The sequence below is a fragment of the Virgibacillus natechei genome (assembly GCF_026013645.1).
Lineage (GTDB): Bacteria > Bacillota > Bacilli > Bacillales > Amphibacillaceae > Virgibacillus_L > Virgibacillus_L natechei.
In genome coordinates this window covers 308,065-330,222 of the sequence record NZ_CP110224.1, presented here as the reverse complement: position 1 = coordinate 330,222, position 22,158 = coordinate 308,065, and the positions used below count along the sequence as shown (strand labels likewise).

The following is a 22,158-nucleotide window of genomic DNA, read 5'->3' as shown; positions in this document are numbered from 1 at the left end:
ACTCCTCTATTTCAAACAATAATAATTAAGGCTTTGTATTTGTTGGTGATCACTTAAACTGGTTAAAATTCAAAGTCCTTAGAAGACAGGGATTCAAGAAGTTCTGAAGTTGACATGCCAAGTCCTTGCCTATATTCCTCTCTACTTTCCTGTATCATCTTTTTAAGCTCGGGGTTTATTTCTACTTCCTTTCTAATACTTGTTTGCTCTTCTTGGAGCACAAGTGTAATATTTCTATTTTGACTCATTGACTTTCCTCCGCATCATTTCAATGACTTCATCATGCTCCACCAGCGGCTCCCCTTCATAATAATTCACATCCCCACAAGCAGAAAGAAATCATAAAAATTTCTCTGGGTTTCTTACTTTTAGAGTTAATACATAACCGCAATTCACACAAAAATAAGCATCAACTTCAGAACTCTTTATAATTGCCTTTCTCTTAAACAATGACCCATATCCTTTGAATTCCCCCATTTTCATCTCTTTTGAACCGCATTCTGGGCAAATCTTAGCTCTGTTCAAAGGACCCCCTCCAATTTACAAATGATTTAATATGATTGATTGGCTCTATACGACATATAAAAAGATACAATTAATGTACAAAGAAGAACAAGGAAGAAGCCAGTCATCATCAGATTACTTGGAAGAAAAACACAAAGTAACATTATGAGACCACCTATGAACAAAGGTAAAGAAATTGGACGTATTACAATATTCCATAGTTGATTAGAATTTTTTGTATATTCCTTGGTCTTATTTGGATCAAGTTGAAACCTTGGAAGCGTATTAGCTGTGGTGATAAGTACGATACCTACGCTAACAGGTATTAAATATAAAAGGTTAACTTCTATACCTGTTACCAATAGAATTAAACCAAGATGAAGTATAAACAGAATTATAGTAACTGATAAGAAAATGCTCTCGATTCCTTTTTTATATCGAGTATAAGAGCTTTGAAACGATATGAGTTTTGGAATAATAATTAAATTACTGTTCACTACACACATTGCGAATGGAACACTAAATAATATTACTTCAGTTGCCCCGTATGACGTTTCTATTGCTATATTTGAGAAAAGCAAAAAAACACTAACGGCAAAAGATAATAAAACAAGGAAGCCAATGCAAACTGTTTTCATCATTTTTCGTCCCCTTTTTTGTTGGAATTAAACTGAACAATCCACTTCAAAACATCCTGAAAAACGGTTGAATTTAAAGAGTAATAAACATACTGTCCCTTTTTTATGGCATATACTAATTCAGCATTCTTTAAAACAGATAGGTGTTGAGATATTCCAGCCTTACTCATTTCAAAATTCTCGGCAATTTCTCCAGCAGTCAAATCCCCCTTCCGTAAAAGGTCTAATATTTTTCTTCTATTTTCATCAGACAGAGCTTTAAATAATTCATTGACAGACAACCTTTTTCCTCCATTTACCTATATTTAAGTATTTACTTAATTACTTAAATTATAATTGAATGAATTATAATGTCAATAGGCACACCATATTTGTATATGATTTGCATTACCTCTTTCTTGTTTGCACCTCAAAAGAGAACCATAATAAGATAGCAGGAACTCTTAAAAAAGCACAAGGACATCAACATATCCTTGCGCTTCCTTTTACTATTTGTAAAACAAAATACGTCACCAATATTTACTATTCGTTTTATAAAGTTTAATGGTTGAATAGGGGGCCAGTGCCCAAAGGAATAAACCAATAATAAGTGCTGAAATCCAAAACGCGTTTGCTTCAATCGTTAAAGAATATCCGAAATACAGCATGAAACCACTCATAAAAATAAACAGTAAAGATGTAAGCAATATATAGATAAACATACTAGTAAAGAGGTACATCATGGAACGGTTGCGCTTGATTATCCCATTACGAATAGGATAGCAATTTAGTTCATCAACTGGTTTTTCATTGCTAAGAACATACCATTTATGATGGTGGAATACGTGCGCCCATCCATCATTTTTTAGAGCGATAGGTAATATACCTGTCTGTGTTTTATCATATTCGATGTGATAGTGCATAGCTTGTGGGAGGCCTTCTCCTTCAAAGGTAAAACGACGGGTTACCGTATTTAGCTCTTTAAAGTGATATCCCTGTAATGCCATTGAATGAAGCCAATCTTCCGTGTTTTTTAGATCATAACTCCAAAATGGCCTGAAGATCTTCTTCATCATAAAACCCCTCCTTTCAAACAACTTGATGCCTTGCTTACTTATTATACTTACGTTTAAAGTAGCCATTTATTACACGTTTTTTATCAACGGTCTTCGTTAAAAAGCAAAAAAGCGCAGGAACATATCCATGCGCTCGCTTCTGCTAATCTTTTCACCCCTGATGCTTCTCTAAAAAGTCCAGCATCAAGCTGTACACTTTAATTTCATTCTCTCTTTTTGAAAACCCGTGCCCTTCATCTTCCAGCACAAGATATTCCACGTCGCGGCCTTTTTCTTCAAGCTTGGCGACGATTTGGTCGGATTCCGCTTTGACGACACGTGGATCTTTTGCCCCTTGGATAACGAGCATTGGCTTTGTCATGCCATCCAGATACGTTACGGGTGAATCCTTGATAAAACGCTCTTTATCACGTTCCGGATCCCCTAGCCAGCGCTCCATGATTGGTTTCCAGTGGGCTGGGACGGAATTTATGAATGTGAATAAGTCAGACGGCCCGAAGATATCGACGACGGCTTTGAAATATTCTGGATGACGGCCGTGTAGTAGTAGCGCCATATAGCCACCATAACTTCCACCAACGAGGAATAATTTTTCCGGATCAGTGACCTTATTTTCAAACAGCCACTGAATGCCGGCAACATTATCCAAGCGCGGCCCTTCTCCCCAGTCCTGTTCCACTAATTTTACAAATGACGATCCGTAGCCTGTGCTTCCACGGAAGTTTGGGGCGAAAATGGTGTACCCACGATTCAGGAAAGCCTGGAACATTGAACGGAACATTTTTCGCTCGGATGCCTGTGGTCCCCCATGTGGCCAAAGAATCGTATAGCCATTATCATTTTCAGGTTTTGCCTTGAATAAAAGGGATTCGATTTCCATGCCATCAAAAGATTTATAGGAAACGACATCAGGCTCGACCATGTCTGCATTGCTTAGACCCAGCACGCGATTGTTCGTCAGCTGCTTCCATTCCTTTCCATTCATTGTTTGGAAAATATTAAAGGGTACGGTACTACTTCTTCCTAGCATATACAGGTTTCCTGATTTGGCAACATGAATCTTTTCAATCACGTCAACCGGCGTGGCTAGCTTTTCAAGATTTTGTGATTCCAGTTCGTAACGGTATAAAACATCTTCTACACCTTTTTCAGTTACTAGGTAAAGTGCTTTATTTTCTTTGTCCCACTTTAGAGATTCAACACTTTCACCCTCGATCGTTAGTACAGATGCGAATTCTTTTGTATCCAGATCGAATGTTGCCACATAGCTATATTCGCTCTCGTAATCTGTTACGAAATAGATCGTTTTATCATCAACGAAAACAGCGTCTCCAACAACATGAACCTTGTCAGGATCAGGTGTTAAATCATAGGATTCATCACCAATTTTCACAAAACCTGTTATATAGGTATTTGCAAACATACGTAAATACACAAATGCATTTTCATCATCAGATACTGCCACTAGGTGCGTTGGTGATACTTCTCCCTCGTTCAGCAATGTATCGGCATTATTTTCCAAATTACGCATGCGCGCATTCAGGAAAGATGGATTCTCTTCGGATGTCATATAATAAATTCGTTTTCCATCTTCACTCAGATGGGTAAAATAATATTTTTCCTCCGGTTCTCCGGTAATAAGCGGATGCGGGAGCCCGCCCTCGTGGGGAATAGCATAAATTTGATGGTTCTCATCCCCGTCTTTGTCATATCCTGCCAGCACATAACGATTTTCCGGGTCAATCTGAATAAAGCTAATGGACTCATCATGATGAGCAAACAGATATGGAAATGTATCCGGTAAATCCATTGCCCATAAATTCACTTTCCCATCTAAATTGGAGCTGAAAATAAGACGTTCTTCATCACTGCTCACTGCAAAATCGGTAATCACATTTGTGCAAAAAAATTGTTCTACGGTCGGTTTTGGAAATGGTATCATTATTGGCCTCCCTAAAGTTTTGTTCATTCATTAGTATGAACTGAGGTGTTTGAATAGTTTTAAAAATTTGTTTATAATTCTAGTATAAACTATTTCCTCCTCAGCTGGTAGAGTTTATGCATAATATAGATTTAGTTTTGAGGGGGTATTTAGAAGATGAGCACTAATATGAGCTGGGAGCAGTTGGTGAGAAACGGTCTCAGTGCCTGAAGCAGCATTCCATGCAGCGAAATATCCGTGAGGAACGGTTTTTCTTTACAATACGATTTTTCATTAATCAGCTAAACTGGATAATTACAAAATCTTATCATTTGAGGAATGATACGTTTGCGGATCCTCGTGCAGTATTGTTTCTTTTTCATAAATTTTGACACCATATTGATTAATATGTTGAATCAACGCTTCGTTCTTAATCCCTTCGTAATGCACAACATCAAAAAAATAGGGGAGCGGATAAACTTCATTTAATAATTCACTTCATTTTGCGGCTGCATGATACGTAACTTCTGTACCTTTGATGGCTATATCTACATCCGAACCTTTCTTATAATTGCCCAAAGCCCGGCTTCCATAGATCATAGCACAGTCTATTTCTTTAGTGTTTTTGATTGCCTGAACAATCATTTGTATATCCCGTTCCAGTAGACCGAACATATCACTATTCCTCCGATAATTTGTCATACAATGCACTTATTTCTGGGACAGAGGGACAGGTTCCCTGTCCCCCCCCTTGCCTCTCGGAGAAGGATGCGCCCGGGACGAGGTGCCTGTCCCCTTGTCCCCCAAAGCTATTCTTCCAATCTACCATCCCGAATCTCGATAACCCGATCACATAAATCCAGCACCCGCTCATCATGTGTCACCATAATACCGGCTTTATCGCGGGTTTTGATTTCGTCAGCGAGCATTTCAACTACTTGTCGACCACGTTTGGAATCTAAACTTGCAGTTGGTTCATCAGCAAGAATAATTTTCGGATCATTGATCAGCGCTCTTGCTATGGCTACACGCTGTCGCTCTCCTCCCGATAAATCACTTGGGTAATTATTTATCCGATGCATGAGACCAAAGTGTTCTAATAATTCGTTTCCTTTTTCCCTGTCTTTATTTTTTGCAATGACATTAATAACGTTTAACTGATCTTTTACCTTCAAATAAGGGATAAGATTTGCTGCCTGAAAAACAAAGCCTATTTTCTCCAGTCTTCGTTTTGTTATTTGTTTTGATGAAAGATTTATTGTGTTTTCACCACCTAGTAAAATCTCCCCGCTACTTGGAGATAAAAGGGCTCCGGCAATCGATAGCATGGTACTTTTACCAGATCCTGATGGCCCAATAATGGCAATGAATTCTCCTGGATTTACTTTTAAAGAAACATTGTCCAGCGCTCTGAATTCTTTCGGCCCATCCTTATATACTTTTGATACGTTTTCCATTACAAGTGTCATTTTCCTGCCCCCTCAATTGCTTCGATTGGATCGATTTTAACTACTTGAATAAGTGAAATGATCGCACCTAAAACAGATACCATTAAAACCAATACGGACGTTTGTATCATGCCGTCTGCCGTCAGCAGAAATGGCATATCTTCTGGTAAAAGAGCTGCTACACCAAACGTCAATCCTACCGAAACGACAATACATATAATAGAAATAAGTACGACCTGGCCGACTAAATTTTTCACAAGATAAGCGGTTTTTGCACCCAATGCTTTTAGCACACCGAATTGATCACGCTTTTGTAAGGTGATGACGTAGAAAAATGCTGCCAAAACAAATGCCGCTATGACATAGAGGAATATAATCATCATGTTAAGAGAGGCTTGTTCCTGCGAATAACTCGGGATTCCTTGGAGTGCCTCTTCTTTCGTGACCATATCTAAGGAACCTCCTACATGGGTTTGCAGTGCGTCTGTATGTGCCTCATCTGCTTGAATCGCAATAGCATTTATATTTTCTGTCTGCCCAGCATCCGTAAATACGACAGACGCATGGCTATATCGTTGATTCTCCGCAAATCCGACAATCGTCAATTCACTATCTTCGCCAAACTTTAGTGTATCGCCAATTTCGATGCCTTCCCGTTTCAGCGAATCATCCACAATTGCTTCGTTGTCACTGTTGACCGCTCTTCCTTCACTGACAGAAGGCATTAGCATTCCATCTGATTCCGTGACGAATAAAGCAAGATCTTCATTTTGTTCGGAATCGTTAACAGATGCATTCATCATTCGAATGGATAGGGAATTCACTTCCTCCACTCCATCCACCTGAGCTACTTCCTCTTGCTCTTCGTGAGGGATAAAAGAACTGGTCATCTCCAGCTCTGCATCTGGTTCAATGAGCAGGTAATCTGCTTGGAGATTCTGAATGGCAGATGCGTTATCTGCTGACAGCCCCTGTGCGAGCCCCGAAATGATGAAGATCAGACATGCAATCAGCACCATTATTAAACCAATCAATACATACCGAAATTTTGCATGAATTAATTCTCGTATAGCAAGAAACATCCATCTTCACTCCTTTCTATACATCGAGCATACATCGTGTATATGAATAGAAGATGAACGCTAGATTACGCTTTAGAAAGGTTTACAATAAACGTCGAACCCTGACCAAGTTCACTTTCGACCATAATGGAACCGTCATGCAATTCAATTATTTTTTTCACAATTGCTAGGCCCAATCCGGTACTATTTTCCGTTCTCGTTCTTGCTTTATCTACTTTATAAAACCGGTCAAAAATTTGTAGAATTTCTGCTTCTGCAATACCAATTCCTGTATCTTCAATAACTATAGTTGTCGTTGCCTTTTCATTTACTGTACGTATCCTAATCCTGCCACCTTGATTCGTGTAGCGAATAGCATTTGTTACTAAATTCATCCAAACCTGTTGCAGTAGTTCGTGATCTCCGATAACAGTTGCTGGAGACACGTCCATTTCTATTTCAATTTCCTTTTCAAGCCATTGCCACTCTGTTGCGAGGACTACTTCCTTCAATTGCCCTGCTACATCAAAAGGTTGCATATCATTATTTTCTATGCCACGATCTAAAAAAGAAAGCGTGAGTAATTGCTTACTTAGAGCAGATAATCGTTTACTTTCCTTTTCAATAATATCTAAATAACGTACGCTTTCTTCCTCAGATAGTATTTCTTCACGTAACGCTTGGGAAAATCCTTGGATCGATGTTAGCGGGGATTGAATTTCATGGGAAACACTTGAAACAAACTCCTGTCTCTTCTCCTCTGTCTGTTCGAGTTTATCGCTCATTTTAGTAAAATCATTTGCAAGTCGGCCAATTTCATCTCGACGTTTTACGTCCAATTTTATATGGTAGTTTCCGGCTGCTATTTTTTTCGTAGCTTCTGTTAACCTTTTAATTGGATTTACGATGAACCTGGTACTTGTTACTACTAATATAAAGCTGAAAAGCAATGTTAAGCCTAACATTACAGCTAAAAATATGCGCATTTCACCAAATTGTTGCGCGGAATCGGGGCGCACAAATAATGCATGAGCTGCACCGTCTAATTGAATAGGTACTCCAATTGTATTTTTTAATTCATTATCAAAAAAACCAGTGACGAATGGTCGCCAAGGATAGTTTGCAATTCCATGATAAACGTTACCATTTAACACGGATTCGATATGCGTTTGGTTTAATTCTTCTGATTCAAATGGTTCTCCAAATGTTTGCCCTTCCCCGCCTTCTTCCATTAAATAAAATTTGTAGCCCAATTCAGCCATCGCTGTTAAATAAGCTGTTATGTGCTGATCATTTCCCTCGTAAATGGATACAATATTTTCTGCAATTTCTGTCACTTTTTGATCATTTTCTGGCTTTAAATAATGCTGATAATGAATATTTGACACCGCAAAGGCAATGATCGCACTCGCAATCATGATCCCCATTGTAGTGACAATAATACGTACATAGAGCGTTCGCATAGGATGTACCTCCAAATTAATAATAACCTGTCATCGTCGTCAAATTGTATGAACAGAGGATTAACTCTATATCCTTAGGTTATCTCCAGTTTATACCCTAATCCTCTAATCGTTTTTATGCTGAAATCTTCTTCATTGGCAGCAAATCGTTCACGAAGACGCTTAATATGTACATCAACCGTACGGTCATTCCCCTCAAAATCATTCCCCCAAACAAGTACAATTAACTGCTCCCGGGTAAATATTCTGTTCGGATAGCTCGCGAGCTGTGTGAGAAGTTCAAATTCTTTTAGTGGAATCGTCATACTTTTTCCATTAGATTTTACTTCATAACTTTTTCGATTAATGATGGTGTTACCAATATGAATAACCTCTTCATTTACCAGTTGAAACCTTCTAAGCAATGCTTTAATGCGAAATAGAATTTCCTTGGGCTCAAAAGGCTTTACAATATAATCATCCGTTCCCGCTGCATAGGCTTTTTCCTTATCTGAAATTTCACCTTTAGCTGTTACCATCAGGACGGGGATATCATAGTAACTTCGTATTTCTCTACAAAGCTCATAGCCGTCTATATTTGGCATCATTATATCAACAATAGCTAGCTGCACCCTTCTCTCTTCTAAATGACCCAAAGCCTCTTCTCCATCTACAGCTTCAATCGTTTGATAGCCTTCCTTCTGTAAATAAAAACGCAAAAGCTCACGGATATGCGGGTCGTCATCAACGGTTAAAATGGTAATCATATGAAGTTCCTCCAGCAGTAAATTTATAATTTGATCTTATCATGGGACAGAGGGATGGGACAGAGGGACAGGTTCCCTGTCCCCATAGCCTCTCGGGGAAGGATGTCCCCGGGACGAGGTGCCTGTCCCCTTGTCCCCTCCCTTGTACCCCTATGCAACGAGAAAAAACCGCTCCCCCTTACAGAGAGCGGCTCCAATTTGCAAAACGTAGTTAGTCCTTCAGCCCTAACAAATCATCAATAACCGTTACAATTTGATCCACATATTTATTACACGCTTCATTCGTTGGTGCTTCCACCATTACACGAACGAGGGGTTCTGTTCCGGATGGTCGTACTAGTACGCGGCCCTCATCTCCTAGTGCTTGTTCAACCGCTTCAATTTCACTATTAATACGTGGGTTTGTCAGTGCTTCATTTCTACTACTAACTTTTACATTTCTTAATACCTGCGGGTAGATGCTCATTTCTTCTGCTAACTCTGATAATGGCTTGCCGGTTTCCTTCATCACATTAACGAGTTGAATCGCTGACAACATCCCATCACCAGTCGTCACATAATCCAAGAAAATAAGATGGCCTGATTGTTCCCCACCAAAGTTATAGCCACCTTTTCGCATTTCTTCCATGACATAACGGTCGCCAACAGCTGTTTTATTACTGCTCATCCCATTCTTTTCCAATTCTTTATAAAAGCCTATATTGCTCATAATCGTTGATACAACCGTATTATGCCTTAATAGTCCTTTTTCATTGATGAATTTTGCACAAATGAACATGATTTGATCGCCGTCAACGATGTTTCCTTTTTCATCAACAGCAATTAAGCGATCTCCATCGCCATCAAATGCTAGTCCAATGTCAGCACTTTTTTCCGTAACAAGTGCCTGCAATCTTTCAGGATTTGTAGAACCTACATGATCATTTATGTTCAATCCATCCGGTGATGAACCAATAGAGAATATGTCTGCTTCTAGATCTGCAAATAGATGTGTCGCCAAGGTAGATGTGGAGCCATGTGCACAATCTAATGCAATTTGCATTCCATCAAAATCGTTATCAATTGTATCCTTTAAGTAGGAGAGGTATTTTTGGCCACCTTCAAAGTAATCATTAACAATACCAATATCAGCACCAACAGGGCGTGGTAAATCGTCAACACCATCCATTAGGGTTTCAATTTCATTTTCCTGTTCATCTGATAATTTAAAACCATCTGAACCAAAAAATTTTATACCATTATCTTCTACTGGGTTATGTGATGCTGAAATCATAATGCCAGCTTGTGAACTTGTAGCTTTTGTTAAGTAGGCAACGCCAGGTGTTGAAATAACACCGACACGCATAACTTCTGCCCCAATAGACAGCAAGCCTGCTACAAGCGCACCTTCAAGCATATATCCGGAAATTCGTGTATCTCGGCCAATTATAATTTTAGCTTTTTGCGTTTCTTTTGTTAACGCATAGCCTCCAAAACGTCCTAATTTAAAAGCCATTTCTGGTGTGAGGTCTTTATTTGCTATTCCTCTCACACCATCTGTTCCGAAATATTTTCCCATTGCTATACCTCTCCTTTATATCCAATTCAACCTTTAACCAAGTGAGAGCGATTATTTACATTCTTTTCTATAATCTTCGTTAAAGCATTATGTCATTTCAATTGTCACTTCTTCAAATTCTTCTTCCGTGATTGTAACATTATCTGGCCCTTCAATTGTTACAGATAAGGTATGTTCACCTTCTTCCAGATCATTAACATCGATAGATATACTAAAATTTTCTATTGTTAATTCACTTAGAACGTCTTCGCCACCTTCAATCGTTATATCCATTTCTGGGCTGCTGGGATCAATAAATGTGATTTCTTGTCCATCTTCCAGGCCTTCTGGTTCAATTGGAACGTCTTCCATCGTTCGTGTTCCCTCAATTTCTGCTTCCTCGGCTTCTGTTTCCTCGGCTTCTAGCTCCTCAACTTCTAGCTCAACATTTATTTCTCCCGTTTCCGATGCAACGCCATCTGGTAAAGATAGGCTCACGTCAACTGTCCCTGACTCTGTAATTTCCGACAAATCGATCTCCTCTGAGGAAATTTCCTCTATTTCATCCAATACATCGGTTGTCCCAAAAATTTCCAACTCATCCATTTCAGGCGAAATTGAAGATAACGAATATCCATTTGGCAACTCACCTGTCGTTAAAATATTCACTGGAACTGTACGGCTTGGGTTGTCTATTTCAGCAGAAACAACAGCATTTTCAGGTTCCACACGCACATTTAACTCATTACCTTGTGCATCATACACATTAATAGGCACTTCGCGGTTGTTAATGGATTGATCCACTTCAGATAGATTAACGAATACCTTTACTACCGCGATTTGGTCAACCACGCTTCTGGAACTCGTGATGCTTACTTCACCCGGATCTACTTCATAATCACCAAGTTCAAATCCATCTGCCAGCATTTCCGTGTTAATGAAATCAACATCCACCGGAAACTCTTGTGTAGCTCGCTCTTCAATCGTCACTACTGCTTGTTTCGGCTCAATTAATACGGATAAATCAGTTGGTATATTCTCATGCTCAATTTCTACTTCATGTTCGCCTTCTCCTAACCCTTCCAGATCGACGAACACATCAAAATTTCGTTGCCTTTCGATTGGAGTTAGGACACTGGCTACACCTTCTAGAGAAACCGTAACATACTCTGGAACACCACTTACAACATAGGACTCTTGATCTATACGTATTTCTACTGGCACCTCTTCAAGCGTCTGTATCTCTTCAGAAGCTGCAGGGAAAAACGAACTATCATTTTCTGCCGTGTTTGTTTCAATACTGACCATCACATATAGTAATATCGCAAATCCCAATGAGATAATCCTTACAAACCATTTACTCTCGAACCACTTATCCATCCTTTTTTCCCCTCCATTTCCGAGACTTTCTTTCAGGGGCTTTATGAGTTAAAGATAAACTTTCATTTAATAATTTACGTAAACTTTCCAGATCCAATTCTCTATGTAATTCTCCATTACGCGTACACGAAATATTGCCTGTTTCCTCCGACACAACAATTGTGATTGCATCCGTAACCTCACTAATTCCCATTGCTGCTCGGTGTCTTGTCCCTAGCTCCTTTGATATAAAAGGGCTCTCGGATAAAGGTAGGTAACAAGCCGCGGCCACAATATTTTCTCTTTTAATAATGACTGCACCATCATGAAGTGGTGTGTTTGGTGTGAAAATATTCGTAAGCAGTTGATGGGTTAATCGTCCATTTATCGGTATTCCTGTTTCTGCATAATCGCCTATCCCTGTTTCACGTTCAAGTGAAATTAATGCACCAATGCGTCTTTTCGCCATATATTTACATGATTGTATAATCGCTTCAATATTTTGTTCAATTATTTCTTCTTCTGATTTGGCGGTTCTCGAGAAAATGTTCCCTCTACCTAGCTGTTCCAATGCTCTTCTCAGCTCTGGTTGGAATAAAATAATAATGACAAGAAAGCCCCATAAAATGGCTTGTTGTGTAATCCATTCTATCGTTTGTAGACTAAATAAAATACTTATCATTCGAACAGCTAAAACAACAATAATTCCTTTTAAAAGCTGAATTGCCTTTGTGCCTCTAATTAGCATGATTACCTTATATAATACATACCAGACGAGAGCTATATCTACGCCTATTCTTAGCACATTTACAAGATTAAATCCCCCATCAAGCATGATTACACATCCCTTTATACATAAAAGTCACATCCATACATCAACGAATAGTACCATTAGTTAGTATAACATAAATTAACAGTTTACATGCATCAAAATACGACTGGCGTTTGTGTCGGGCGATTTCCTATGTTTTTGGCAGATAGGCAATGTATAGAACTTTACTACTGCAATTAGGGCACCCGGCATTAAAGGCTTCGTAAATGCCAAGGTTTATAAAGTACGACATAATTTATCGCCCGCTCTGGAAATACACTTCGCGCACCTTAGGGCGGCTGGTGAGCCTCTTCATGCCAAAGCATTTCAGAGTCTCACCTATGCCTATCCTCCCGCTGGAGTCTACGTGTATTTCCGCCGCTGGGTGTCTGCATTGCAACTTTATTTGCTTCAATCACATAATAGCTAGTTACGTCGATATTTATATCAACTGCAGGAGTCTATACTTTTGTATGAAAACAACTAATATTAAAGGGTCAACACTAAAATCTATGGTTGATATTAGTTAATAAATATGGCAATAAGACTAGCTAGCGGAGGAAAAACACGGAGACTCCTCGAAAATTCAGGACCAATTTTCTTCGTGCGATGCAAATGCTTCCGTAGCCTTCCTTGTCCTGTGGGAAAGCGCAGTGGGAAGACCCCGCAGGAAAAAAAGCGAACTGGCTGAGCTCAAGCCCACGGAAAGCGTAGTGTTTTTCCGCAGCAGCACTATAATTTATAATTACAGCTAGTTTGTCAACAAAAGATTTTGGTGAAGAATCATATTAAATAATTAAATCAGTGTTTTCATTGTAGATGGTGGTGGTATGATCTTGACCGCCATGGTGGTTTCCTACCTGCTTATAAAGCAAAGACACCTTGAAAGAAATCCTTAATTTGATACCATATCCAACCAAAAAATTGATTCACTTGCTGGAGCTCTCCGTTAACCTCGCCAGCTGAAGCCATTAATGATTCATTTTCCATTGGAGCATCATCGACAAGTTGCCCGTTAATTAGTGTAATATCTCCATTCACCGTTCCTTCAATGATTAAATCACCATTTTTAACAAATAAATCGGAAGCAACCGTCACATTGGAAGGAACGATCACTGTATCACCTTCAATAATTAGACCTTCCTGTTTCGACACAACTAAATCGCCATCTTGATTCCATGTTGAAAATACAGCACTCATTAAGAAAATTAATGATACGAGTACCAACGTGGCTATCGGGTGTGCTTTATACCAACGCAAATATTTTAAGCTTTTCTTCTCGACAGGTAGTTTTTGCATAACTGGCCCTGTAAAATTAACTGGTGCTTGGATATGCTCTGCTCCTTGAAGAAGTGTGATCGTTCGATTCAATTCATGGAAGTGCTTCTGACACGTTTCGCATTGTTCCAAATGTCTACGCAAGAATTTTTCTTCTACTTGCTTTAGATCTCCATCTAAATATCGATGCATATAACCTATAGCCTCATCATGATAATTCAAGTTAATCACACTCCTTTAGACATGGCGAAGTCTTTTTCGTAACGCTTCCCTTCCTCGGTGAATACGTGTTTTAACCGTTCCTAACGGGGTGTCCAAGGTATCGCTAATTTCCTGAAGCGAAAATTCTTCCAAATACCGTAAAATAATGATACTTCTATATTTCGGCGGAAGCTTTGCTATTTCATTATGAATATAGCGCTGTAGCTCCCGACTCTCCACTTCCTCTCCAGGTGAGCGGTCGTTACTTGTGAGCTGGGAGTACATATCCAACCCTTCTGTCCCCTTAATCTCAGCATCAAGATAGTAATCCGGCTTTCGCTTTCGAATACGGTCAATCGTTAAATTCGTCGTAATTCGATATAACCATGTCGAAAACTTTCTACGATCATCAAATGAATGGATGTTTATATAGGCCCTTATAAATGCTTCTTGGGCTACGTCTTCCGCCTCATGTGCATTACCTAGCATTCGATAACAGTGCTGATAAATTTTATCCTGATAAAAGACGACCACATATTCAAATGCCAACTGATCACCCTTTTTCACCTGTTTTATTTTATCTTTAATTAGTTGATCCATATATTTACCTCCGCAAGTGCGGTATTTATGCTACGAATTGAATCTATGAAAGGTTTCAAAATTAGAAACAAGCCTTTAGGGGACCTAGTTGCACTTATTAAATTTCACATTTTTCTCCTGCTACTAAAAATAATTAAATAAAATCGCTGTTTATACTTGCTTTTTTCCGGGTACTTTTATAGTATATTATACTGGATAGGAGGATATTTTTGTGGGTAAAGCTGTATTATTAGAAAAAATCGAAGAATGTCGACATGAAATGATAGCATTAAGTGATTCACATGAATTAACTTCTGAGGCTGTGATAGCTTCCAGCATAAAGCTAGATAACCTCATCAATGAATATCAAAACTACGCACAATAATCGTGCGCCAATAACTCCGAAGATTCTACAGATATAGTAAGTTAGAAAAAGAAAAAAATAGGGTAAAACAAAAAAGACATCAAATTTCTCCAACCACAGAAGTTTAATGTCTTTTTTGTGTGTGAATGTATTATTTCAATTTTTCACCAAACAACGAGCCCATCAAACCAACTGCGACGGCCGCTGTTTTGTTTTTATCATCTAATATTGGATTAACTTCAACAAATTCAGCCGATGTTAGAATTTCTGCTTCTGCAAGCATTTCCATTGCTAAGTGACTTTCGCGATATGTAACCCCACCAATTACGGGGGTTCCCACGCCAGGAGCTTCGGAAGGATCTAAACCATCAAGATCTAGACTTAAATGAACACCATCTGTGCGTCCCTTCAAATAGTCAATCGATTCTTTCATTACATTCGGCATACCTAGTCGATCAATTTCATGCATCGAGTATACTTTAATTCCCTTTTCACGAATTAATTCCTTTTCACCAGGATCAAGGGAACGAGCACCAATAATAACAATATTCTCTGGTTTTATTTTAGGTGCATATCCTGCTAAATTGGTTAGTTTTTCATGGCCAATACCTAAGCTAACCGCTAATGGCATTCCGTGAATATTACCAGAAGGGGATGTTTCACTCGAATTCAAATCACCGTGTGCATCGTACCAAATAACTCCTAAATTTTCGTAATGCCTGCCTATTCCTGCTAAACTTCCGATTGAAATACTATGATCTCCACCAAATATGACCGGGAATCGATTCTTTTTAATCTCCTGATCCACAATGGAAGCCAACTCCTCACTTGCTTCCATGACTTGTTTCAAGTTTTTTAAATTAGACGCTTCAACTGCATTTGCAGTATCCGGACGTGCTATCGCTATATCACCTAAGTCATGTATATCATTTTTTAATTCTTGTAGTTTTTCTATAGCACCTGCGTAACGCAACGCACTTGGCCCCATATCTACTCCACGGCGACTTTGGCCTAAATCCATAGGGACTCCAATGATTGACATATTATCTTGCATGGTTTCTACCTCCTTGTTAATTATTGTAGTAAAAAAAAGTCGAGTGACTCAACTCGACATTTTTTTGCATATATATACATTCTTCGGGTCTGGACTAGATTTATCGCAGTTTAACGGCAGGTTGACTAAATACGGCACGTCCTGGGACTGTGCGTAAATGCTCGTCCCACCGAAAACCCTTGGGACTGTGCGTAAATGCTCGTCCCACCGAAAAATTTTGTGCGTCCACCGGCTAAGGTCGCGACGTCCTATCGCAACGCCGGCATTAGCACGTCCTGTGCGTTGAAACCTCTACTGAATGAAGTTTTACTTTATGCTTCTTCTAAAGCACCTTGTTCATTCGGCTGAAGAATTAATGGTTTAATTCCCACTTTCTCCCATGCACGTTCTAATTCATAGGCCTTTTCCTTCGATGGCATAAACGCAATTCCACAATCACCACCACCGGCTCCTGAAGGCTTGCCAGCGCCACCATATTCCTCGGCCAAATCACATAATTGTGTGAGTAGAGGGGTTTCAATGGCAACATTAGCCGCTTCACCTATTTGCGCTAATGCCGCTCTGTTTTGCTTCATGCCTTCCATCATAAGGGAGGTATTCGCTTCTTTCATACCTTGCAAAACATTTCGAACAGCTTGCTCACTAATAGTAAGAAATTGTCGAAATGGAGCGGGGTTGTCTTTTTTCAGTTGCAGGATTTCATTGACGAGTTTTTTAGTTGAAGCTGGTTTACCGGTCCAGCCAATACATACATATATATTTTCCGGTAGCTTTACTTTTTCTGCTGAAAAATAAGACCATTCTTTTCTAACCAATTCAATCAGATTCGTTGTATTCTCATATTCTTTAAGCAGCCATTCCGCCTGAAAGGAAGAATAGTTAATAAATCCACCATAAGAGGATGCTGCTACATCTGCACCGGACCCATTTCTCTGTGTCTTCACATGTGCAATAGCTGCAAGTTTGAAAACCAGCGTTGGATCAGGAGAATCAGGTAAATATTTTTTTAAGATCGCAGCGATAACCGAAGTTACGACAGCTGCACTTGATCCTAAACCATATTTCACCCCTGACGCATCATCCAATTCGCTCTTTATGGACAGGGCAAATGGATCAGGCGTTATCGAATTCTCCTTTAAATATGTAACAGCGGTTGTCATGGCATCCCCTACAAAATGGGTACGTCGATCATTGGAAGAAATCTTAACCTCACTATTCTTATATTCCCAAGTAAGATCCTCTAGCTGAAAATCCTGCAGTGTCAGGCTGTTGGTATCACTTTTTTGGATACTCGCATAAACAAAACGATCAACTGCCATGACAACCAAGTGATGATGGGGTTCAAGTACAGCAAACTCTCCAGCTATCATCAATTTCCCGGGCACTTTAATCGTCATAGGTGTGTTAGGCAAACGATCACCCCCTAATAGTAGGTTACTCCCTGCCCGGATTTACTTAAGATTACATCTGTTACACCAGGTGTTTCACGGAGTGTCTTTTCGACATTTTTTTCATCTTCGGGTAAATAAAGAACTTTCACGTTAGGCCCTGCATCAATTGTAAAATATGCTGCAATTCCCTTATCTCTCATTGATCTCACTGTTTGCATAACAGCTAAGGTTGTGTCCAGCCAATATGTAAAAGGCGGATTTGCTCCTAAAGTAGTTGCATGCATTTTCAAGCAATTCGCTTCGGCAATTTTTCCTACTTTTTCAAAGTCCCGATTTGCGATACCCTTTTTCATTTGTTCCATATCCGATGGTATACTGTCGATCCAACCAGAGTAAAAAGGAGATGTTTCGACCGTACGTTTCATACCTTCACGACTCGACACTTTCTTCATCGTATCCGATAAAATTACGGCAGCAACACGAATATCCCAATGTTCTGTTGGTGCTACTGGAACAGCGAACGAATCGGAACCATCGGCTTGTTCACCCATCTTCCACTCGGCAAAACCTCCATAGATCGATCGGCAAGCTGAGCCTGAGCCTTGACGGGTTAAGCGAGACAGTTCTTGATCCGTTACCTGTAACCCAATTGATTTCGACCCTGCAGCAGCAAGTGCAGCAAAACCAGATGCCGATGATGCGAACCCAGCTGCAGTCGGAACTTCATTAATGGATTGAACAGCCGCATATAAATTATTTTTTCCAGCAGACCGCCGGATAAGATCAAGAAATGCTGTAACACGATTATACTGTTCACCTGAAATGATTTCGTCATTTAGCGTAAACGTATCCTGAGATAATTCATCTCGAAAATCTACTGTTGTCGTTGTGCGAAATCCATCTAACGTTAGGGAAAGGCTACTATTTGTCGGTAATATCAACGATTCGTTACGCTTTCCCCAATATTTAATTAAGGCAATATTTGTATGTGCTGTAGCAGTCGCCTTCATCGTTTCTTCCCCTTTTTCAGCTATATCTGCGTGTTCAAAAAGGAGGATAAAAAGGACCGAGAAGTTCGAGGCGGCGTAGCTTTGAGTAACACAGCGTATGTAATTAATACGTGAGCAAACGTTCTAGCACGCAGGAAAAGTGTATTTCTTTTCCAAGGAACGGAAAAGCAAGCCAACGAGCTTCCACAGGATGTGGTGACTTCGACGTTCGACACAGGACGTGTCGGTACTTAGTCGAAGATCCTCTATCCCGATGTGTCATTTTTACCGGACTTTTTGAATATCCGCTATATCTCTATTCTTGTTTCTTTAAAACAAATGGCCAAACAGCCTGAGCGCCAACTTTCCTCAACTTCTCAGCGAGCTGTCTGGAGTGTACTTCATTTTGAGCCAGTGCTATAATACAGCCTCCATTACCTCCGCCTGTCAACTTGGCTCCTAAAGCACCTTCTTGACGCGCAAAGTAAATAAGCCGATTTAGTCCCGCATCACTTACACCAAGGGTTTCCAGTTCTTTCTGTGCTTCATTAAGCATTTGCCCTAATAGGGTTTTGCCAGCTTTTTCTAAAGCGTATTTTGCATGATGGGTTAATTCACCTATGCGATCAAGCTTTGAACGGATTCTTTTCGGTGCAGACATCAATAAATGTGCTACAGATTCTACTGACAAGCGTGTATCACCAATTCTCCCAGAATCCGCTACAACAAAATGGAAGTCATCACTAAGATTAATTAAGTCAATCGGATGCTCCTTTTCATACCAAACGGGTGATTCAGAAGTAATGGTGAGTGTATCAATACCACTTGGAGCACCATGAGCATACGTTTCGGCAATATTTGCAAGTTTTAATAATTCAGCTTCCGTATATTCCTCATTAGCATATGCAAATAGAGACCTCGTTAGAGATATAGCTACCGATGCGCTTGAACCCAGACCTTTTCCATGTGGAATAGATGAATTAATCGTAATTAATAAATCCTTACATGGTAATTGGAGGTGCTTCAATGTTTCTTTGATACAAGTTGCGATGCCACTTAACGATTCAGGTGCGGACTCGAGTGGACCATGATAAAAAGAACTATCCAGTTTAACTGAACCTGGTACATACTCGATGACGGACTCAACGCCCACTAACGGAAAGGGAATAGCAATTGCAGGTTGTCCGTGTACAACTGCATGCTCCCCAATCAAAATTAGTTTACTATGAGCTACTCCTATAGCTGTTTGTTCGGTTGTTGTTGCTTTCTGTATACTCATTTTATATTTTGTTCCACCAATTCTTTAGCTTTTCCAACACGGATTTGTTTTTCTTTAATTAATTGTTCAGCAATAATATCAATCATCTCCCCAGAAGCCCCTGCCGCAATTGCAACAGAGCGAGAATGTAAGGCCATATGACCTTTTTGAATACCATCCGTTACTAGCGCTTTTAGTGCTCCAAGATTTTGTGCCAACCCTACTGTTACAATGACCTGGGCTAATTCTTGGGCCGATTCAATATCTAACATACTGTATGCAATCTTAGACATGGAATGAACCTGTGTAGACCCACCTACAGATCCGACTGACATCGGCAATTCGAGTTCTCCTACGAGGTTACCCGACACGTCTGTTGACCATGTTGTCATCGATCCGTACTGACCATCACGAGCTGCATAAGCATGTGCTCCAGCTTCAACTGCACGCCAGTCATTCCCTGTAGCAATTACAACCGGATCAATCCCATTCATAATTCCTTTATTATGCGTTACGGCACGATACGGATCCGAAGCAGCAAATTCAAAAGCATGAACAATACCGTCACGGACTTCTTCACCTGTATATTCCCCAGTTTCCAATAAGCTAGGAGGTATGACACAACGTGAACGCGCCAGGCACTTATCTGCATAATTAGACAAAATTCGCAAATATACTTTCCCTTTCGTCAAAACCTCTACTGTAGGGGCTAACGACTCCACCATCGTATTAATGATGTTTGCGCCCATTGCATCACATGTATTTACGTATAGGTGTACAACTAGCATCTGACCATATTTAGAATTTGATTCCCCGTTCAATACTCTTACTTCCAGGTCCTCTGCACCGCCACCTCTAGCTACCAAGCTTGGATATGCTGCATTCGCATCTTCTATTAATGATTCTTTCTCTTTTTCAAGAGCTGCTTTTGCAGCATCAATATCAGGACTACCCACTACTTGTATTTGACCAATCATAATTCTTTCGGTTGCTTCAGTAGTAAAACCACCAGCATTTCGAACGATTTTAGCTATATAGCTTGCTGAGGCAACTACAGATGGCTCTTCTACTGCCATTGGTACTACATATTCTTTCCCATTTATTAAGAAATTCAACCCTAAACCTAATGGTAAGGGAAAGGTACCAATCACGTTTTCAATCATTTTATCAGCAGTGTCTGTTGATAATGGAACAGTTGAAAATAAATTAGTTGCCTCTTCCTCTGTAAATGTATGCATTTCATTTAATAAATTTCTGCGCTCATCAACAGTCATATTATAAAAACCAGGAATTCTGGAGGTTTTCATACCTTATCATCCTTTTGTCTATCATAATTATTTAAAAAGGTACATTCTATTTTAACATTTTAGTATAAAAATTCTCTACATCAAAATTATAACACGTATATGTCTATTTTATTTAAAAATATTCATTCTGTAACAAAGCTTTAATAGTATTGTCCGTTGATTCTTATAATCCTATTACGTTACTCTCCCTAAGTACGTGCCCCAAAAGGACGCCGACCTCATCTAGCTTAAAAACTTGGCATTTACCAAGCCTTTCAATTAATGCCTAGCCCGCACTTATGCAATAGGAGAGTTTATACGTTTCTATTGCTAAAAAACACTCTATCTATTATGTAAAAAAATAACCAAAAATGCAAATAAACAAGGCCATCTACTTTCATAAACGACCTTGTTCATTTTACGTCTCCTATTTTTTGCGATGTATAGCTAGATTTTATTTACGCATGATGAGCCATGGAGGATTCGAACCTCCGACCCTCTGATTAAAAGTCAGATGCTCTGCCAACTGAGCTAATGGCTCGTGATAGTGTAGCTTGCTTGCCTGATTACGTTATTAAACCACATTTTAGACACAAAAAAATGGCTGGGCTACCAGGATTCGAACCTGGGATGCACGGGATCAAAACCCGATGCCTTACCGCTTGGCTATAGCCCAACAAATATAAGTAATGGTGGAGGGGGAGAGATTCGAACTCCCGAACCCTGAGGGAGCGGATTTACAGTCCGCCGCGTTTAGCCACTTCGCTACCCCTCCGATATTGTTGACTAGTATAATTTTTTTATACATTAAATTTTATATAAAATAAAAATGGTGCCGGCCAGAGGACTTGAACCCCCAACCTACTGATTACAAGTCAGTTGCTCTACCAGTTGAGCTAGGCCGGCAAATAAAATAATTACTCATTCTACATTTCACTTATAATAATAATTGGTGACCCGTACGGGATTCGAACCCGTGTTACCGCCGTGAAAGGGCGGTGTCTTAACCACTTGACCAACGGGCCATTAAAAAAAGTACTCTACTTTGAAATGGCTTTGTCACAAACTGACGAATCTTATTATAACCAGATATTCTCCCTTTGTAAAGGGGTAAATGATTTTTTTTAAAATATTTTTTTATCCGTACGTATGAATCGATATATCTCCTAAGCAAAGTAACCACTGAAAATAATTAAATACTTGTCAATTTGGTTT

22 protein-coding genes and 5 tRNA genes are annotated in these 22,158 nt (G+C 39.6%); 1 reads left to right on the top strand and 26 read right to left on the bottom strand.

The window, feature by feature from the left end; translation table 11 throughout:
• Positions 1–62: 62 nt before the first annotated feature.
• From OLD84_RS02035 to sigW, 16 genes are all read right to left on the bottom strand, one after another.
• Entirely contained in the window at positions 63–248 is a 186-nt protein-coding gene (locus tag OLD84_RS02035) for a hypothetical protein (protein WP_209463139.1), read from the bottom strand.
• Positions 249–339: 91 nt separating this feature from the next.
• Positions 340–525 (bottom strand): zinc ribbon domain-containing protein, encoded by a 186-nt coding sequence (locus OLD84_RS02030; RefSeq protein WP_245301562.1) that lies wholly within the window; start codon positions 523–525, stop codon positions 340–342.
• A gap of 26 nt (positions 526–551) precedes the next feature.
• Positions 552–1,145 carry an SdpI family protein gene (locus tag OLD84_RS02025; RefSeq protein ID WP_209463140.1) on the bottom strand — a complete coding sequence of 198 codons (594 nt, stop codon included), beginning with the start codon at positions 1,143–1,145 and terminating at the stop codon, positions 552–554.
• Positions 1,142–1,423, bottom strand: a complete 282-nt coding sequence (locus tag OLD84_RS02020; protein WP_209463141.1) for an autorepressor SdpR family transcription factor — start codon at positions 1,421–1,423, stop codon at positions 1,142–1,144. Before OLD84_RS02020 ends, OLD84_RS02025 begins: the two co-directional genes overlap by 4 nt.
• 228 nt (positions 1,424–1,651) lie before the next feature.
• Positions 1,652–2,197, bottom strand: coding sequence for a DUF2812 domain-containing protein (locus OLD84_RS02015; RefSeq protein WP_209463142.1), 546 nt, complete (start codon positions 2,195–2,197; stop codon positions 1,652–1,654).
• Between the two features lie 151 nt (positions 2,198–2,348).
• A complete protein-coding gene (locus OLD84_RS02010; protein ID WP_209463143.1) occupies positions 2,349–4,139 on the bottom strand; it encodes a S9 family peptidase in 1,791 nt (596 codons plus the stop codon).
• Between the two features lie 477 nt (positions 4,140–4,616).
• Positions 4,617–4,793 carry a nucleotidyltransferase domain-containing protein gene (locus OLD84_RS02005; protein WP_245301563.1) on the bottom strand — a complete coding sequence of 59 codons (177 nt, stop codon included), beginning with the start codon at positions 4,791–4,793 and terminating at the stop codon, positions 4,617–4,619.
• Positions 4,794–4,927: 134 nt separating this feature from the next.
• Positions 4,928–5,587, bottom strand: coding sequence for an ABC transporter ATP-binding protein (locus OLD84_RS02000; RefSeq protein WP_209463144.1), 660 nt, complete (start codon positions 5,585–5,587; stop codon positions 4,928–4,930).
• Complete coding sequence (locus OLD84_RS01995) at positions 5,584–6,648, bottom strand: ABC transporter permease (protein WP_209463145.1); 1,065 nt, start codon at positions 6,646–6,648, stop codon at positions 5,584–5,586. The genes OLD84_RS02000 and OLD84_RS01995 overlap by 4 nt, the downstream gene beginning before the upstream one ends.
• 65 nt (positions 6,649–6,713) lie before the next feature.
• Entirely contained in the window at positions 6,714–8,090 is a 1,377-nt protein-coding gene (locus OLD84_RS01990; protein ID WP_209463146.1) for a sensor histidine kinase, read from the bottom strand.
• A 74-nt stretch (positions 8,091–8,164) separates the two neighbouring features.
• Complete coding sequence (locus OLD84_RS01985; RefSeq protein ID WP_209463147.1) at positions 8,165–8,836, bottom strand: response regulator transcription factor; 672 nt, start codon at positions 8,834–8,836, stop codon at positions 8,165–8,167.
• A gap of 211 nt (positions 8,837–9,047) precedes the next feature.
• Positions 9,048–10,394 carry a phosphoglucosamine mutase gene (gene glmM / locus OLD84_RS01980; RefSeq protein ID WP_209463148.1) on the bottom strand — a complete coding sequence of 449 codons (1,347 nt, stop codon included), beginning with the start codon at positions 10,392–10,394 and terminating at the stop codon, positions 9,048–9,050.
• A gap of 87 nt (positions 10,395–10,481) precedes the next feature.
• Positions 10,482–11,753: a CdaR family protein gene (locus OLD84_RS01975; RefSeq protein WP_209463149.1), complete on the bottom strand. Its 1,272-nt coding sequence runs from the start codon at positions 11,751–11,753 to the stop codon at positions 10,482–10,484.
• Entirely contained in the window at positions 11,746–12,567 is an 822-nt protein-coding gene (cdaA, locus tag OLD84_RS01970; RefSeq protein ID WP_209463150.1) for a diadenylate cyclase CdaA, read from the bottom strand. The genes OLD84_RS01975 and cdaA overlap by 8 nt, the downstream gene beginning before the upstream one ends.
• A gap of 840 nt (positions 12,568–13,407) precedes the next feature.
• Positions 13,408–14,043 carry an anti-sigma factor family protein gene (locus tag OLD84_RS01965; RefSeq protein WP_264917261.1) on the bottom strand — a complete coding sequence of 212 codons (636 nt, stop codon included), beginning with the start codon at positions 14,041–14,043 and terminating at the stop codon, positions 13,408–13,410.
• A 15-nt stretch (positions 14,044–14,058) separates the two neighbouring features.
• Positions 14,059–14,622, bottom strand: coding sequence for an RNA polymerase sigma factor SigW (gene sigW / locus OLD84_RS01960; RefSeq protein ID WP_209463151.1), 564 nt, complete (start codon positions 14,620–14,622; stop codon positions 14,059–14,061).
• A 211-nt stretch (positions 14,623–14,833) separates the two neighbouring features.
• Between sigW and OLD84_RS01955 the strand changes: the two genes are divergently transcribed.
• A complete protein-coding gene (locus tag OLD84_RS01955; RefSeq protein ID WP_209463152.1) occupies positions 14,834–14,986 on the top strand; it encodes an aspartyl-phosphate phosphatase Spo0E family protein in 153 nt (50 codons plus the stop codon).
• 130 nt (positions 14,987–15,116) lie between these two features.
• Here OLD84_RS01955 and rocF read toward each other — a convergent pair whose 3' ends face one another.
• From rocF to OLD84_RS01905, 10 genes are all read right to left on the bottom strand, one after another.
• Entirely contained in the window at positions 15,117–16,019 is a 903-nt protein-coding gene (rocF, locus tag OLD84_RS01950; protein WP_209463153.1) for an arginase, read from the bottom strand.
• A gap of 311 nt (positions 16,020–16,330) precedes the next feature.
• Complete coding sequence (locus tag OLD84_RS01945) at positions 16,331–17,431, bottom strand: phosphomevalonate kinase (protein WP_209463154.1); 1,101 nt, start codon at positions 17,429–17,431, stop codon at positions 16,331–16,333.
• 11 nt (positions 17,432–17,442) lie between these two features.
• The gene (mvaD, locus tag OLD84_RS01940) at positions 17,443–18,420 is read right to left on the bottom strand and encodes a diphosphomevalonate decarboxylase (RefSeq protein WP_209463155.1); all 978 of its coding nucleotides are present in this window, start codon (positions 18,418–18,420) and stop codon (positions 17,443–17,445) included.
• Positions 18,421–18,715: 295 nt separating this feature from the next.
• A complete protein-coding gene (gene mvk, locus OLD84_RS01935) occupies positions 18,716–19,678 on the bottom strand; it encodes a mevalonate kinase (protein ID WP_209463156.1) in 963 nt (320 codons plus the stop codon).
• Positions 19,675–20,964, bottom strand: coding sequence for a hydroxymethylglutaryl-CoA reductase, degradative (locus OLD84_RS01930; protein WP_209463157.1), 1,290 nt, complete (start codon positions 20,962–20,964; stop codon positions 19,675–19,677). Before OLD84_RS01930 ends, mvk begins: the two co-directional genes overlap by 4 nt.
• A gap of 447 nt (positions 20,965–21,411) precedes the next feature.
• A tRNA-Lys gene (locus tag OLD84_RS01925) sits at positions 21,412–21,484 on the bottom strand.
• 60 nt (positions 21,485–21,544) lie between these two features.
• A tRNA-Gln gene (locus tag OLD84_RS01920) sits at positions 21,545–21,619 on the bottom strand.
• A gap of 14 nt (positions 21,620–21,633) precedes the next feature.
• Positions 21,634–21,718 (bottom strand) — tRNA-Tyr (locus OLD84_RS01915).
• 55 nt (positions 21,719–21,773) lie between these two features.
• A tRNA-Thr gene (locus tag OLD84_RS01910) sits at positions 21,774–21,849 on the bottom strand.
• A gap of 44 nt (positions 21,850–21,893) precedes the next feature.
• Positions 21,894–21,968: transfer RNA gene (locus tag OLD84_RS01905), tRNA-Glu, on the bottom strand.
• Positions 21,969–22,158: the final 190 nt, after the last annotated feature.

Excerpts from the sequence above, each read along its gene's own strand:
- OLD84_RS02035 (WP_209463139.1), bottom strand. The coding sequence starts at position 248 with ATGAGTCAAAATAGAAATATTACACTTGTGCTCCAAGAAGAGCAAACA.
- OLD84_RS02025 (WP_209463140.1), bottom strand. The coding sequence starts at position 1,145 with ATGATGAAAACAGTTTGCATTGGCTTCCTTGTTTTATTATCTTTTGCC.
- OLD84_RS02015 (WP_209463142.1), bottom strand. The coding sequence starts at position 2,197 with ATGATGAAGAAGATCTTCAGGCCATTTTGGAGTTATGATCTAAAAAAC.
- OLD84_RS02010 (WP_209463143.1), bottom strand. The coding sequence starts at position 4,139 with ATGATACCATTTCCAAAACCGACCGTAGAACAATTTTTTTGCACAAAT.
- OLD84_RS02005 (WP_245301563.1), bottom strand. The coding sequence starts at position 4,793 with ATGTTCGGTCTACTGGAACGGGATATACAAATGATTGTTCAGGCAATC.
- OLD84_RS02000 (WP_209463144.1), bottom strand. The coding sequence starts at position 5,587 with ATGACACTTGTAATGGAAAACGTATCAAAAGTATATAAGGATGGGCCG.
- OLD84_RS01995 (WP_209463145.1), bottom strand. The coding sequence starts at position 6,648 with ATGTTTCTTGCTATACGAGAATTAATTCATGCAAAATTTCGGTATGTA.
- OLD84_RS01990 (WP_209463146.1), bottom strand. The coding sequence starts at position 8,090 with ATGCGAACGCTCTATGTACGTATTATTGTCACTACAATGGGGATCATG.
- OLD84_RS01985 (WP_209463147.1), bottom strand. The coding sequence starts at position 8,836 with ATGATTACCATTTTAACCGTTGATGACGACCCGCATATCCGTGAGCTT.
- glmM (WP_209463148.1), bottom strand. The coding sequence starts at position 10,394 with ATGGGAAAATATTTCGGAACAGATGGTGTGAGAGGAATAGCAAATAAA.
- OLD84_RS01975 (WP_209463149.1), bottom strand. The coding sequence starts at position 11,753 with ATGGATAAGTGGTTCGAGAGTAAATGGTTTGTAAGGATTATCTCATTG.
- cdaA (WP_209463150.1), bottom strand. The coding sequence starts at position 12,567 with ATGCTTGATGGGGGATTTAATCTTGTAAATGTGCTAAGAATAGGCGTA.
- sigW (WP_209463151.1), bottom strand. The coding sequence starts at position 14,622 with ATGGATCAACTAATTAAAGATAAAATAAAACAGGTGAAAAAGGGTGAT.
- rocF (WP_209463153.1), bottom strand. The coding sequence starts at position 16,019 with ATGCAAGATAATATGTCAATCATTGGAGTCCCTATGGATTTAGGCCAA.
- mvaD (WP_209463155.1), bottom strand. The coding sequence starts at position 18,420 with ATGAAGGCGACTGCTACAGCACATACAAATATTGCCTTAATTAAATAT.
- mvk (WP_209463156.1), bottom strand. The coding sequence starts at position 19,678 with ATGAGTATACAGAAAGCAACAACAACCGAACAAACAGCTATAGGAGTA.
- OLD84_RS01930 (WP_209463157.1), bottom strand. The coding sequence starts at position 20,964 with ATGAAAACCTCCAGAATTCCTGGTTTTTATAATATGACTGTTGATGAG.